10 protein-coding genes and 2 pseudogenes are annotated in these 14,351 nt (G+C 40.7%); 1 reads left to right on the plus strand and 11 read right to left on the minus strand.

The genetic code is table 11. The features are described from left to right. Positions 1–957: 957 nt before the first annotated feature. The 3 genes and pseudogenes from DFO73_RS28430 to DFO73_RS29130 all read right to left on the minus strand — a co-directional run bounded on the left by DFO73_RS28430 (position 958) and on the right by DFO73_RS29130 (position 2,753). A complete protein-coding gene (locus DFO73_RS28430; RefSeq protein ID WP_181395900.1) occupies positions 958–2,202 on the minus strand; it encodes a hypothetical protein in 1,245 nt (414 codons plus the stop codon). 5 nt (positions 2,203–2,207) lie between these two features. Beyond that, a pseudogene (locus DFO73_RS29125) lies at positions 2,208–2,408 on the minus strand (HNH endonuclease); the annotation flags it as partial. A 105-nt stretch (positions 2,409–2,513) separates the two neighbouring features. Then, complete coding sequence (locus DFO73_RS29130; protein ID WP_258309181.1) at positions 2,514–2,753, minus strand: hypothetical protein; 240 nt, start codon at positions 2,751–2,753, stop codon at positions 2,514–2,516. Between the two features lie 575 nt (positions 2,754–3,328). Here DFO73_RS29130 and DFO73_RS02990 point away from each other — a divergent pair. Further along, positions 3,329–3,912: pseudogene (locus tag DFO73_RS02990) on the plus strand (cupin domain-containing protein); the annotation flags it as partial. Between the two features lie 317 nt (positions 3,913–4,229). Here the strand turns inward: DFO73_RS02990 and DFO73_RS02995 are convergent. From DFO73_RS02995 to DFO73_RS03030, 8 genes are all read right to left on the minus strand, one after another. After that, positions 4,230–5,183, minus strand: coding sequence for an NAD(P)H-dependent flavin oxidoreductase (locus DFO73_RS02995; RefSeq protein ID WP_110063545.1), 954 nt, complete (start codon positions 5,181–5,183; stop codon positions 4,230–4,232). A 283-nt stretch (positions 5,184–5,466) separates the two neighbouring features. Next, a complete protein-coding gene (locus DFO73_RS03000; protein ID WP_110063546.1) occupies positions 5,467–6,258 on the minus strand; it encodes an enoyl-CoA hydratase in 792 nt (263 codons plus the stop codon). Positions 6,259–6,271: 13 nt separating this feature from the next. Beyond that, positions 6,272–7,831, minus strand: coding sequence for an AMP-binding protein (locus tag DFO73_RS03005; protein ID WP_110063281.1), 1,560 nt, complete (start codon positions 7,829–7,831; stop codon positions 6,272–6,274). A 589-nt stretch (positions 7,832–8,420) separates the two neighbouring features. Then, complete coding sequence (locus tag DFO73_RS03010) at positions 8,421–9,458, minus strand: zinc-dependent alcohol dehydrogenase (protein ID WP_110063282.1); 1,038 nt, start codon at positions 9,456–9,458, stop codon at positions 8,421–8,423. A 54-nt stretch (positions 9,459–9,512) separates the two neighbouring features. Beyond that, positions 9,513–10,529 (minus strand): zinc-binding alcohol dehydrogenase family protein, encoded by a 1,017-nt coding sequence (locus DFO73_RS03015; RefSeq protein ID WP_110063283.1) that lies wholly within the window; start codon positions 10,527–10,529, stop codon positions 9,513–9,515. 26 nt (positions 10,530–10,555) lie between these two features. Continuing rightward, a complete protein-coding gene (locus DFO73_RS03020; RefSeq protein WP_110063284.1) occupies positions 10,556–11,551 on the minus strand; it encodes a zinc-binding dehydrogenase in 996 nt (331 codons plus the stop codon). 60 nt (positions 11,552–11,611) lie between these two features. Beyond that, positions 11,612–13,003, minus strand: a complete 1,392-nt coding sequence (gene lpdA / locus DFO73_RS03025) for a dihydrolipoyl dehydrogenase (protein ID WP_110063285.1) — start codon at positions 13,001–13,003, stop codon at positions 11,612–11,614. A gap of 10 nt (positions 13,004–13,013) precedes the next feature. Next, positions 13,014–14,333 (minus strand): dihydrolipoamide acetyltransferase family protein, encoded by a 1,320-nt coding sequence (locus DFO73_RS03030; protein WP_110063286.1) that lies wholly within the window; start codon positions 14,331–14,333, stop codon positions 13,014–13,016. Between the last annotated feature and the right edge of the window lie 18 nt (positions 14,334–14,351).

Here is a 14,351-nt window from a genome sequence, read left to right on the forward strand (position 1 = left end):
GTAGTGCTGTATATCACGAATATATAATGAAGTTTGGGTGTATTCTGGGTCATTCAAATTCATTTGTTATTCAGTCATTTAATATGTACAAAGTATTTACCTCCAGTAAAAATAAAATAATTTAAATCTATTGAATGGTAATTACTTTCAACACTGATAACTTTTTCATATTAGCATCTAAACTTAACTTCTTTCAGCAAAGTTTATTTTAACTTCAAACCCTATAGCGAAAGCTAGATTTAATAATAATTTCTGTAATTTAAAATGTATCTCTCTCTTAAATACGTATTTATATTATTTAAAATAAAAAACGGCTGAGTTACTCAACCTTTTCTCATCTACCACATCCACAATTTCTTTTACCCGTTCCCCAACACCAACTACACGAGTCCTCCTCATTTGCCCTGCAGTCACACTCTACATAACCAGTATTATGGCAATTTGAGCAATAATTTTCTTCATCATCCCAAGACATGTTTCAACACCCCTAACTCCTTTAAAGTTTTTAACAAATGATGCACATTAGATTATATGAAGAATTATACTTTCAAATTACAATATTATTTTAATTCTTTTATCTCAAATTCCTTGAAAAATCTTATGTTTCTTCAAGCCCTTTAAAAGGTGGAATGTAAAGAATCAAATCCTTACTCTCTGGAAAATAGTACTCTATAAAAATGACTTTTAGGTAAAACTAATTGATAAGACAATGTTCCTTAAATTCCACATAAAAGTAAGACCCCGGGGGTCAAAAATCCCCCGAACAATTGGTCCGGGGGTACATAAAACACACTTCAATTTTCAGTTAAAAACCACTAAACCTAATGATACCAGCTATTTTAACTCTATCAACGCTACGCACTCGAAGTGTGTTTTGATAGAATGGTGATACTGAAACGCGTAATTTTAGATTTCGCGTAAATATGTACCCCCTAATTTCAGGAGGACTCAAACATTTTACTCATCTTCAATTGGCACAAATACTCGTTGTTTGTTATTTTCAGTAGGAATATACAGAATTTCTGTTTCTTTATATTGTAGTTTAACGACTTCATCAATAATATTATCAATTCCATCGCTCTCCTTGTTTTGTTTCATACCCTTTTTTACTGTGCTCAAGTTTTTCTTTTCCAACACAACTTTTTCTTTTGCTTTATTAACATTTCTTTTAGCTTTACCAGCAAAAAACGTCCTGATTCCAATTTCAGGTAGAATGCCCCAACCAGTAGAAATATAATCATCTGTTAATTTATCTAATGATTTTTCAAATTTTATATTTTTATCGACCAATTCGTTAATACTCCGCTGTTGTATCATTGAATAGATCTTCTTAACTTCTAATTCATTATTATGATAAAAACTATTAGCATAATTTTGTTTTAATTGGCTTGTTAGTCCATTAATAATATCTATTTGACCACCGATCTTCATTCTTGTTCCAATCTCAATTAGTTCTGCAAACAAAGATAATTTATTAGCCTCAAAAGCAATCAAAATTGTGAAATTAATATCCGAAAGTTTCTTATCCTCACTTTCTTGTCTTTTTAAACGATATATATATTCTTCATGAATTTCATCTGCAGTTTTTTTATAGTTCCTAATAGTAGATAGATCAGTAGTATCAACAAATTCTCTATTCGCAATTTCAGACAAACCCTTTCTAGCTGCAATCAAACGCCCAATGTTTGTATCATGATGAATATTTAGAAGTTCTTCTAATTTCGCATCCATATCTGTAATTTGATCATTAATTTCCTTCAAATAATATGTCCCTGAAACAGCTGACATCACTTGCATTCCTGCCGATAGATAAATTGCCGGATTCATTGAAGCCCTTAAACCAACTTCCGCAAAACCAGCGTGCTCGACTAAATGTCCCGACGAGTCTCGAACCATTGTTGTTGTAGTTCTATTTGCAAATTTAGACAAAGTCGCGGGGTTTACAGTTGCTGTAAACAAGCCATTAGGTGCTTGTTTTGCAATTTGAGCTAAAGTCATTCCTTGATTAGCAACTTGCAATGCCGTCTGTGAAACGTTACCCATCATCAATGACAAATCAGATACAAAGACCTCCTTGTATTTTTTCTTTGCTTCCAATTTATCATCAGTTACTTTTTCCAAAGAAAGCTCATCGCCTATAGGGTTAGAGACAACAATTTCATTGATTTCATTTGAGTTAGTTAACATTTTATCTTCAGACATTTAAACTATCTCCTCGGTCTTTTAATTAGATATATTTCGATTAATTTTTCTTTTAATTCCTCAATACTATATGGTGTATCGCCAACTTTTGAATGTAGGGCTAGATGACAGTTGGGACAAACCGGTTGTAAATCATTTATTGGGTCGACCTCATACTCCTCATTAACTTCAGAAAGAGCTATAAGATGATGAACATGTATTTTCCCTTCAAATTCGTCCCCATAAAATTCAGCAAAATCATATTAGCAAACTGAACAGTAACAACCATAATGGTCTATACATTGTTGTCTTGCTTTGTAATTTCTTTCATATCAATTAACCAAAACCTGTTTCTTTGCTCCTTCTTTAAGCTTTGAGATTTTTTCTTCAACTGTTTTGTTCTGTACTTTTTGTTTATTTAGCTTATTTGGTGACACATCGAGAGCTTTCTCGCGTTCCTTCACACACACATGGCACCATCCGTCCTCGTACACAGCCTGAACTTTGTTCTGGCACTGTGAGCAGACATCGGCTCTTTTTTTCTTAGTTGAATATTTTAGCCGTTTTTTCATGATTCTGCGATTTATGCAAGCATCACAAGTCTCTTTTTTCCCATAGAGAATTCTGCTGAACTTTTAATCTGGAAACATACCAGGCACCGTTGTTTTCACATTTACTACCCTCCGTATTCAAGTCACCTTAATAAGTAAATATTAACTCAAAAAGACTTGTTTAAAGAACATAAAAAACAGCCCCACAAAAATTTTTCGAAGGCTGCTTAACTTTATGATTTATTAATTATCTTAGATATAAGAGTATTCCAATGAAACAACGGTCTCTTGTTTCTCTTTCAGAGAATAAACACGCGAACCGTCCCCTAAATTCCTTGATAAAGAGCTTGAATATGTGAGCAGTAATTCTTCGCATACATTGATCGTATTTTCACCTCTTAAATTGAACAGCTGTCGTGGCTCATCAAGCTACTAATGCCAAGTTATTCTTCTTATTAGAGTATATAAAAGGAATTGACATTGACCTTGGATTCTAGAAGAATTCATTTAACATTAATAAGCACATATAAGTACATTCTTTATCAACGTACATAAGATAATTTATTGATAAAAATAATATGAAGGGATTGAGGAAAATGCACTATATGCCCTATACGTATCAAAATCCTTATTATGCAAATGTACCAGCGCATACTTACGGAAATCCTACTGGTTATTGGGCTCATTCTATGATTTGGCATTCAGTTCTTACCGGTCATTTTATGGTGACAGCAGAAACGTATTAAAAGATTATGGGCCAAACCCATTTGTTGTAAATATTAATGAAACCGCCAAACAAAACAACACGTATCGTACTGCACTATGGACAGGAAGTCATTTGCAGGTAACATTAATGAGTCTTAATGTTGGTGAAGATATCGGATTGGAAATTCACCCTGATGTGGATCAATTCTTACGTATTGAACAAGGTCAGGGGATTGTACAAATGGGCAAAAGTAAAGATAATTTAAGTTTCCAATTGAGAATCTTCGATGACTCTGCAATTATGATACCGGCTGGAATGTGGCACAATGTCACAAACACAGGAAATGTTCCGTTGAAACTTTACTCCATATATGCCCCGCCAAACCATCCATTTGGTACCGTTCATAAAACGAAGGCAGATGCAATGGCAATGGAAGAAGGTTTGGCTAATGAAAATGGAAAAACAGTAGCTTTCGGAAAGACTCCAGATGAATGGGTAAAACATACGGAGTTTTTGGTAAAAGAAGGCTTGGAGGACGTTAAAAGAGGAATTAGTATGACACACATTCTTCAAGAGTTTATTTTAATGGGAGTTCTTGTAGGTAAGGGATATTCTCCTGAAAAAGCATATAAAACAGTAGAAGAATGGGAACGTACAGGAGAATCCAAACTTCTTCTGGAAAGCAAAAATATGTAGAGCAGCCGCAATTTAGAAAAGGGGGCCTGTCCCCTCTATAACTAATGTATTAACGCAGCCGGGGTCAGGCCCTTTCTTTCTCAGTTACATTGAAATTATTTGTTATTGGATTCTCTCTTATAATACTTATTAACTGAACGTTTCTTCAGTATATTAGCGACAGCTTTTTCATAAGACTCCTGAAGCTCTTGTACGATTTCAGCCGTTGTCTGCACCTTCTTGACACTGTGAACACCTTGTCCGGCTGAGAGAATGTCCTTCCAGGCTTTAGCTTCTGTTTCGTTCATTTTGGAAAAGTCAACTTTTTCTTTCTTTGTTAAATGATTCGGATCCAATCCGGCCGCTCGAATACTCGGAATAAGATAATTAGCATTTACCCCGCTAAAAGCATCCGTGTAAATAAGATCTTCCATAGATGAATCAATCAGCATGTTCCGGTAATGCTCATTTGCGAAACTTTCTGAAGCCGCAATAAATCTTGTCCCCATATAGACAAAGTCTGCACCAAGAGCTTCTGCGGCAAGGACATCTTGTCCATTGGAGATGCTTCCCGCTAGAATAGTTATCCCATCAAAAAATTCTTTAACAGCACTTAAAAAGGCGAACGGATTAAGTGTTCCTGCATGTCCTCCTGCACCATTGCAGACAAGTATGAGTCCATCGACTCCTTTCTGTGCTGCCTTTCTTGCATAAAACAGATTAATAACATCTGAAAATACCAGCCCATTGTATTCATGTACAATTTTGACGACAGGGCTTGGATCACCTAATGACGTAATAACAATTGGGGGGTGATATTTTTTAATTAACTCCAGATCCTCTTCATACCTTTTATTGGAACGATGGGCGATAAAATTGACGGCCCATGGAGCAATCTTTTTATGCGGCTCAGCATCCTGTGCCCGCTGAAGCTCGTTTGTAATCTCAGCCATCCAGTTTTCTACTATATCAGCAGTTCGTGCATTCAATAATGGAAAAGATCCAATGACGCCATTTTTGCAGCCTTCAACGACCATTTTAGGACTTGATACTAAGAACATCGGGGCCATAATGACAGGTAAAGCGGTTTGTTCTACTATAGCTCGAATTTGAATCACAGCTTCACTCCTAGAATAATAATCTATTGTTTGGTACGCTTACGAGCATCAATCATCTAAAATGATAACCATGAACTAAAAAAACAGTGGTCGCGACAGTTAACCCCGAAAAACGAATCTCAAGGGCAAGGAGGTCTATAACTTTTGTAAAAAAATACCAGCATTAGGGCACTTTAATTAATACATACCTATATAAACTCTCTAAATGTTTTAATTTTTCAAACTTCCCTATCCGCTATTTATCCATAAAGTTAGCCGGCCTTTTTTGGATAAAGGCTTCAACCCCTTCTTTTACATCCTTTGTCTGAAAGACATAGCCAAAATATTCAGCTTCTGTTACCAGGCCTTTTTCCAGTGCTTGCTCGTACCCTTCATCAATCGCTTGCTTCGCATAAGAAAGCGCAGGCAATGAAAATTTGTTAATCTTTTTCGCCAGTTCCATCGCTTTCTCCAAGGATCTCCCTTTTGGAGCAATATGGTTCACAAGGCCAATTTGACAGGCTTCCTCCGCCGTCAGAAGTTCACCGGTAAAGATGATTTCTTTTGCCCTTGCTTTCCCGACTAGCCGCGGAAGCCGCTGTGTTCCGCCCGCACCCGGAAATAATCCTAATTTTATTTCGGGAAGACCGATTTTAACCTGTTCCTCAGCAATTCGAATGTCACAGCTTAAGGCCAGTTCGCAGCCTCCCCCTAGAGCTAAACCATTGATCGCAGCAATGGTCGGCTGCGGGAGCCTCTCAATTTTATTAAGCGGCTCCTGAAGCCAAAGTGATTTTTGCTTGGCTTCCTCTGCCCCTTTTCCAATCCAATCAGGAAAGCTTTTAATATCCCCCCCAGCCATAAAGGCCTTTTCGCCTGCCCCCGTAAGGATCACAATCTTCACCTCAGGGTCCTTTCTAATTTCTTCCGCAGCAATGGATAATTGCTCAACAACACCCTCACTAAGAACATTCACTGGCGGATTATTAATGATGAGCGTTACAATGCCATCTTGCTTTGACCATGAAACAGCTTGACCCGTCCCCAAATTCATTTCCTCCCTATCCATTATTCACACCTCTAAACTCGTTTCGCAGAATGAATTTTTGTACTTTGCCGGAAGGAGTTCGCGGTAATTCGTCCACAAAAATGACCTTCTTTGGTTTTTTGTAGCTGGCAAGATGTTTTTTACAGTATTCAATTACTTCCTCTTCCGTAAGCTGCTTGCCCTCTTTTTTGACAATAACAGCGCATACTGCTTCAATAAATTTGGGGTCAGGAATGCCAATAATAGATACTTCCTTTATTGCCTCATGCCGGAAAAGTACATCCTCAATTTCAGCGGCATAGATATTCTCACCGCCGCTTCGGATCATATCTTTCTTTCGACCGGCAATGATCAGAAATCCCTCCTCATCGAATTTTCCTAAATCACCGGTTTTACACCAGCCATCCACAAATGTTGCCTTTGTTTCCCTTGGCTTTCCCCAGTAACCAGCGGATACGGCTGGACTTTTAATCGTGATCTCGCCCACTGTCCCTACAGGGAGAGGCTTTCCGGAATCATCAATGATTTTAATTTCGGTCAGGGGTGAAGGCTTACCAACTGTATGGCTTTTTTCAAAAACATCTTCGTGGTCCAGTGACGCCGCGATCGGCGTTCCTTCTGTCAGACCGTATACTTGTACAAGCCTCACATGCGGAAATTTCTTTTTGAGCTGCTGGAGTCCCCATGGCATGATTGGGTCTCCGCCCGTATAGATAACATTTAAGTTTTCAAGCTTATACTGATCGATTTCAGTCGAATTCAGCATTTCATAGATCATAAATGGAAATAGGAAGCAATCGGTGACCTTTTCGCTCTCAATAACAGATAGAATTCTCTCAATCTTAAATCCTTTGCTTTTGGTAATTAAAAGTGTGCCGCCCATCAGCATGATCGGCAATGCGATATCTTCCAATGCTGCCACATGATAGAGGGGGCCTGTTGTCATCCCCACTTCTTCACCAGTAAACTTCCATCTTAGCGCCTGCATGGACGAAAACCAAAAAGTAGTTTCATGTGTCCAAATGGCTCCTTTAGGTCTTCCCGTTGTCCCGGATGTATACATCAGCATAACGGGATCTTTCATATTAATGCTGATTCCCTCGATCTCACCGGCAGCGCCGGTTTCTAATAGCTCCCATCCCTCCGACCAGCCGGGAATCTTTTCATCTTTATTTGGAAGACAAATGTATCGTTCAACTGGAACCTGATTGCGTATCTCCTCCAGCTGATGTGCCAGATTTGAATGAAAGCACAATACTTTCGTTTTTGAGTCATTTAATGCGTATTCAAATTCATCACTTGAAAGCCTGAAATTAAGTCTAACTGCAATTGCGCCAATTTTGGCAATCGCAAAGTATAGACCAATATATTCAAGGCAATTGTATAAAAGGATTCCGACGCTATCTCCTTTTCGCACTCCCATATCAAGAAGCTTATTTGCATAGGAGTTCGAAATGAGGTGAAGTTCCTTATATGTCCAAGATTTACCCGCCTCTTCCTGGATTGCTATTTTTGCAGCACTTTTTGGATTTACATCGTTTGCCATTCTTCTTGTGATATAACCAACATCCAATTGATACTCCTCCTTATTAAAAATTGAAATAAACTAGCAAAATCGCTTCAAATTATTCCGATACTTTAATATATTGCTAGGCACACGCCAAAATTACGAACTTTTAAAAATGCTCGCTAACTTTCACTTCTTTCTAATCAGTATATGGATGGATACTCTCTCTATTTTTCGTTCAAAACGGCTCTAAATAGGTTCTTTAAAAAGAAGGCTGTTTTCGCAAAGTTTGTTGCTTACAAACTAGTTTTAATTACTGAGTTGATTGGAGTGGAAGGCACTTGATCCTCGAAAATGCTGCCGCATTTCCTTCGTGCGGTGTTATTCGAAGGAGTTTATTCAATGTCCTGCGGGTGGAGAGGGAGCGGGAGACCCCGCAGGCGTGAAACGCCGAGGAGGCTCCCGTTCCTCCCCGCGGGTTCGCTGCGTGACTGGAGCGGAAATCAACGGGCAAGCTTTATAGTCCAAAAACAACAATCTATACGAAAAGAACCAAAAAGAAAAATAGAGCCGATCGCTTTTCGACTCTATCAAGTTCTATATGTAAGTTGTTCTTGCTGCTATAAAGGAAAGGTTCATGATCAACTGCTTTTCCTCAATCATTCTCATGATAAAGGAGGACCTTACCCGCCCGCTTTTGCTCACAAAGTTCAAAAGCTTTTTCCCAGCTGCTGAGCGGCAATTTATGCGTAATAATTGGCTGTAAGTTGACTTTCCCGCTGCTTAAAATTCCCATCACCCGGTCCCAAGTTGAAAGCGTATGGCCAAGAGAACCGTAAACGGAAATTTCTTTATAGTGAATCAAATCATAATCTACCATGATCTCTTTTCCCACAATCCCGGCCTGAACAAGTTTCCCCTTCTTCTTTAGTGAATTTAAACAATTCGCTACCGAAGGCGCAGAGCCTGCACATTCTATCGCCGCATCGGCTCCTTTTGAGCCAGTTTCTTCGCCAATTAGGCCTATAAGATCTTCCTTAAGAACGTCCACCGCCATATAGGCACCGACTTGTTTGGCGATTTCCAGCCGTTTTTGATCAATCGTCGTTCCCGCCACAATGACTTTGCAGCCTTTTGCAGCTAAAACGGCTGTACAGACTAATCCAATTGGACCAGGACCGGACACAAGCACAGTATCTCCTAGATTAATAGAGGTCAGTTCTTCAATCGAGTGAAGGGCTACTGCTAATGGTTCTGTCAAAGCCGCTTCCTCAAGAGAAATATGCTCAGGAATCTTGTAGACGGCCTCAGCCGGTACCACTGCATAATTTGTAAAACTTCCATTCATTCTTAAGCCCATGCCTTTTCTGTCGGCACATAGCATATAGTATCCCTTTTTACAGTTTGAACACTTTTGACAGACCCCGGCACTAGAGGGCAGGACTGTCACTCGATCTCCAGCCTTGAATCCATTTGTGCTTTTCCCGACCTCAGAGATTACCCCGGAAAACTCGTGTCCCATAATGACAGGCGGGCTGCTCTTAAAGGTCTCATGATAAATATGAAGATCTGTCCCGCAAATTCCTGTATAAGCTACTTTTATTTTCACACTAGTTTCATCACAGGATGGCTCAGGCACCTCTGCTAAACTTACATTCCCTACCCCTGATTGCAGTTTCATTAAGGCTTTCATCAATTATAGCCTCCATAACAGATTCATTTTTTTGAATAACAGCAAAAATAGAAATCAGATTTTCAAAATAATCTTATTCACCAGATGCGGCTCAAATTTGGCTAATCGGAACGCGTCAGCTATTTGTTCCAGCGGCAATTTGTTGGTTATAAACTTATCGGCAATCTCTTGATGCCGGGTGAGAAAGTCAATGACCTCCGGGAATTTTCCTGCACTATTTCGGCTTCCATAGATTTCAACCTCTTTATTGGAGAATAAATAACCGGGGATGCCGACTTTGTCTGTTGTTAAACCGGCAATCACAATTCTTCCTCCCGAGCTTACTAAATCGATGGTCTGCTCCATTGTTTGTCTTAAACCAGCTGTCTCGATCACAATATTCGATCCTTCATTGTTCGTTAATTCCTTGATTGCATGGTTCACATTTGTACCATTGGCATTGATTGTCACATCGGCGCCAAACAAACCGGCAAGTGCAAGTCTCTCAGGAATGACGTCCACAATAGTAACTTTTACCTCGTGAAGTGCTTTAAGTAAAATCAGCGCCGTCAAACCAATCGGTCCTGCTCCTAAAATCGTAACGGTATTTCCGGGCTTAACGCCTGCGCGGCTGACAATCTGCGCCCCTATGGTAAACGGCTCGACAATAGCTCCAGCTTCAAAACTCATTTTATCTGGAATCACATGTACATGATTCTCATCCACAACCGTATACTCTGCAAAACCGCCCGGACGCATAATCCCGATCAGTTCGAGATTAACACAACAATTCGGCTTATTGATTCGGCACGCATAGCATTCTCCGCAGGCGATAGCCGGTTCAATTACGACGCGATCTCCTGGCTTTAGTTTGGTGACCTCACTGCCAGCCGTTTCCACAACACCGCTTAGTTCGTGGCCATGGACATGAGGGTACTTTGCATATGCATAAGTCCCGTCATAAATATGAATATCACTTCCGCAGATTCCCGCATTTACTATCCGCACCATCACTTCGTTTGGTCCAGGTGCCGGTTTTGGCACTTCTTGAACCGCAATTTCAAATGGCGCACTCATAACCGCAGCTCGCATTTTCTCACATCCTTCCACGCATATCCTTATTCAGCAATCTTTATCGCTATTTTTCCAAATTGTTTGCCTTCATTCATTCTTTCAAAAGCCTTCTGCGTTTCGGACAGCGGAAAAACATGATCGACAACAGGCTTTATCCTATGCTTTGTAATAAAAGCAAGCATTTCTCTAAACTCATCATGACTGCCCATTGTTGTTCCTAGTAAATTAAATTGGCCATAAAAAAACTGGCGCAGGTTAATCCCAATTTCATCTCCTGTTGTCGCACCAAACGTTACCATCGTTCCGCCGGGCTTGAGCATTTCGAGAGACCTGTTAAACGTGGCGGTTCCAATACTTTCAATGACTAAGTCTGCCTTTTCCTGCTGAAGCTGTACTCCCCAATCTTCATTTGTATCAATGGCAGCATCCGCACCCAGTTTGATCGCTTGGTCTCTCTTTTCTTCGGAACGAGAACTCACGATTACCTTTGCGCCGATCGCCTTCGCAAATTGCAGGATAAATATCGCCACACCGCTCCCGATCCCGGGGATAAAAACAGTATCTCCTTCCGCTGCTTGTCCTCTTGTAAATAAAGCCCGGTAGGCAGTCAATGCCGCAAGCGGCATTACTCCCGCTTCTTCCCAGGATAGATATTTTGGTTTATACTCGATATTTTCAATTGGAAGAACGATGCTTTCGGAAAATGTCCCATGGTCAGGAAGCCCTAATATACGGAAATCGCTCGGCGGGGCGGGGCTCTTTTGCATCCAGCCCAGGCTAGGATTGATCACTACTTCATCACCGATCGTAAATCCATTTGTCTCTTCTCCAATCTCGGTGATCACTCCTGCACCATCCGAGCCGAGGATAATCGGCGGTTCTTCTTCGTTTCTTCTGCTGATCACAAATAGATCACGATGGTTTAATCCCGCGCATTTTAGCTTTACTCTAACTTGTCTCTCCTTGAGAGGGATTTCAGGAAAATCGCGATAGGAGGCTCCCGCTAAACCACTTGGCCCTTTATGCATAAATACTTTCAATCTTTTCACTCCTAAAATACTTATTTGCTTTTAGACAGGAAAAAGGGAAACTTACTGTCACTATGTGGTTAGCTGCAACTGTGTTTTTTCCAGCCAGGCCTTGGCTGCTTCCGAAATGCCTTCAGATAAGGTTGGATGCGGGTGAATAAGACTTGCCAGCTCCGTTACAGTTCCTTCCAGAGAAATAAAAGCTGCTGCTTCCGAAATCATTTCTGTTGCGTTTGGTCCTACAATAACAATCCCGATAATTTCTTTATGAACCTCATCAGCAATGATTTTAATAAAGCCGGTTCTTTCATCCATCGTAAAGGCTTTCCCATTTGCACTTAATGGATAGCTCTCTGTACGAATCCGTAATCCCTTTTCCTGTGCCTCTCTTACCGATAAACCAACACAGGCAACCTCTGGATACGTATAAATACAGCGGGGAATTACCTTATAATCTATTTCCTTATATTGATTGATGGCGTTGGAAGCTGCTGTAATCCCCTCTGCACTGGCAGTATAAGCTAACTGGTACCGTCCAAGCAGGTCGCCAATCGCGTATATATTAGGGTAACTCGTCTCCATTTGGTTGTTAACTGCAATCCAGGGACCGTTCATTTGTAAATCAAGATGAGTAAAATCCGTAATGTTCGGGACACGTTCAGCCGCAATCAGAATTTCAGCTGTCTCGAGCCTAATCAAACCGCTGTCGCCGGATTGCACTTCCAATCCTTTTTTACCGTTTTCACTAATAACTCTTTTGACTTTAGAAGCAGTATGGACCTTCACTTTTTGTGAACGGAGCTTTTTACTAAGAAACTCATCAATCTGAGGATCCTCGTTTGGCAGTATGGATTCTTCCTCAGTAATCAGATGCACCTCAACATTCAGGCTGGAAAAAATACTGGCAAATTCCACACCGATGTAGCCACCCCCCAAAATGGTCAGCGAGGCCGGAAGTTCTTCCAGCTCGAAGATGCTTTCACTTGTATGGAAAGAGACCTGATCCAGCCCCCCAATCGCAGGAATAGCCGGGCGAGATCCTGTCGCTAAAATTATTTTCCCGGCATGAATCCGCTCTTCTTTTCCTGAAGAAATAATGGAGACCTGATTATTTTGCTGGGGAATGCCTGTCCCTTGATAAAAGTCTACCTGCGCGTTTTTTAATAAAGAGGAAACCCCTTTTTGCAAACTTTTTACCACTGTATCCTTACGCTTTCTGAGCTTTTTATAGGAGAAGCTGACATCGCCGGCCTCTATGCCCCACTTTTTCGCTTTTTGAATCACTTCCAGAACCTCTGCAAAACGCAGAAACGTTTTAGATGGGATACAGCCGCTATTTAAGCAGGTGCCTCCCAAATGATTTTTTTCAATCAGCGCCACTCGGGCGCCGTGTTTGGCGGCGTGCTCTGCGGCAATATAGCCGCCGGGACCGCCGCCAATGACTGCAACATCATACTTTTTCATGAACGACACCTCATATGAATAATTCGTACGGGTTTTCCAGGGCATTCTTTAAATCCGTTAAATATCTGGCTGCTGCCGCCCCATCAATCACACGATGATCGAATGTAAGATTAAAGGTCACTTGGCTAATAGTCTGAATCGATCCTTCTTTTTGCACGAGCTGCTCACGGATCCTGCCAATTCCCAGAATAGCCGATTCCGGCTCATTGATAATCGGATTGAATGAATCAACTGCGAACATTCCTAAATTACTAATTGAAAACGTGCCGCCTGAAATTTGCTCAAATGAAAGCTTGTTTGCCTGGGCAGCACGAACCAGCCTCTTCGTTTCAGATGTCAGTTCACTCAAAGTCTTTTTATCTGCCTCCTTTACAACAGGTACAACTAAACCATTTGGTACATCTACAGCCACTCCAATATTGACAGCAGAATGAAGCTCAATCTTGCCGCCTCTGAAGGAAGAGTTTAGAATCGGATGCTTTTTTAATGTATGGGCAGCAAATTTGACGAAGATATCCGTATAGGAAATTCGGAAGCCTGTCCTTTTCTCAATTTTAGGGAGCAGGTCTTTTCTGAGAGCCACGACCTCAGTCATATCAATATCGCAGTGCAAGGTTACCTGCGGAACATTTTGGGCACTGTGGGTCATTCGATCGCCGATGATTTTCCGAAGGCCATCATAATTCATATATTGTTTTTCCTGGCTTTGCTCAGGAACTAATAAGTCCTGTTTTTGGATTTTTCCTTTATGTCCCGAACCTGTGATCGTTGTAAGGTCTTTTTCCTGCTGTTTTGCGATTTCCTTCGCAAGCGGTGTTGCCTTTTTACGATTTTTCAAGATTACTTCAATATCTCTAAGCTGAATCCTTTGATTCGGTCCAGTACCCTTGACCTCCCGAAGATCAATGCCGTTAACAGCAGCCAGCTTTCGAGCTGCAGGGGTCCGGCGAGGCCTGCTTAGTAGCGGTTCCATCACTTGAGGAATGGCTGTTTCTCCTTCTTTTTCCTTTATTTCATCCATTGAATTTGTGGTTATTTCAGCTGTACTTTCATTTTTCGGCCCTTCATTTGCCGTTTCCGGAATCTTTGCCCCTGCTTCGCCTATGTAAGCAATCGGCTTTAACACATCAACCTCCGTATCAGCACCATAGCATCTTTTTAAAAGAATCCCGGAGGAAGTCGCTTCCACTTCCATATTTATTTTATCGGTCATAATTTCCAGTAAAGGTTCGCCTTTTTCTACCGGGTCGCCTTCGTTTTTGAACCAGCTAAGAATGGTTCCTTTTTCCATTGATGCCCCTAATTTGGGCATTATTACTTCTTCAGCCATCTTCGAATTACCTCCTAT

It is taken from the genome of Cytobacillus oceanisediminis (assembly GCF_003182355.1).
GTDB classification, from domain to species: Bacteria; Bacillota; Bacilli; order Bacillales; family Cytobacillaceae; genus Cytobacillus; species Cytobacillus oceanisediminis_A.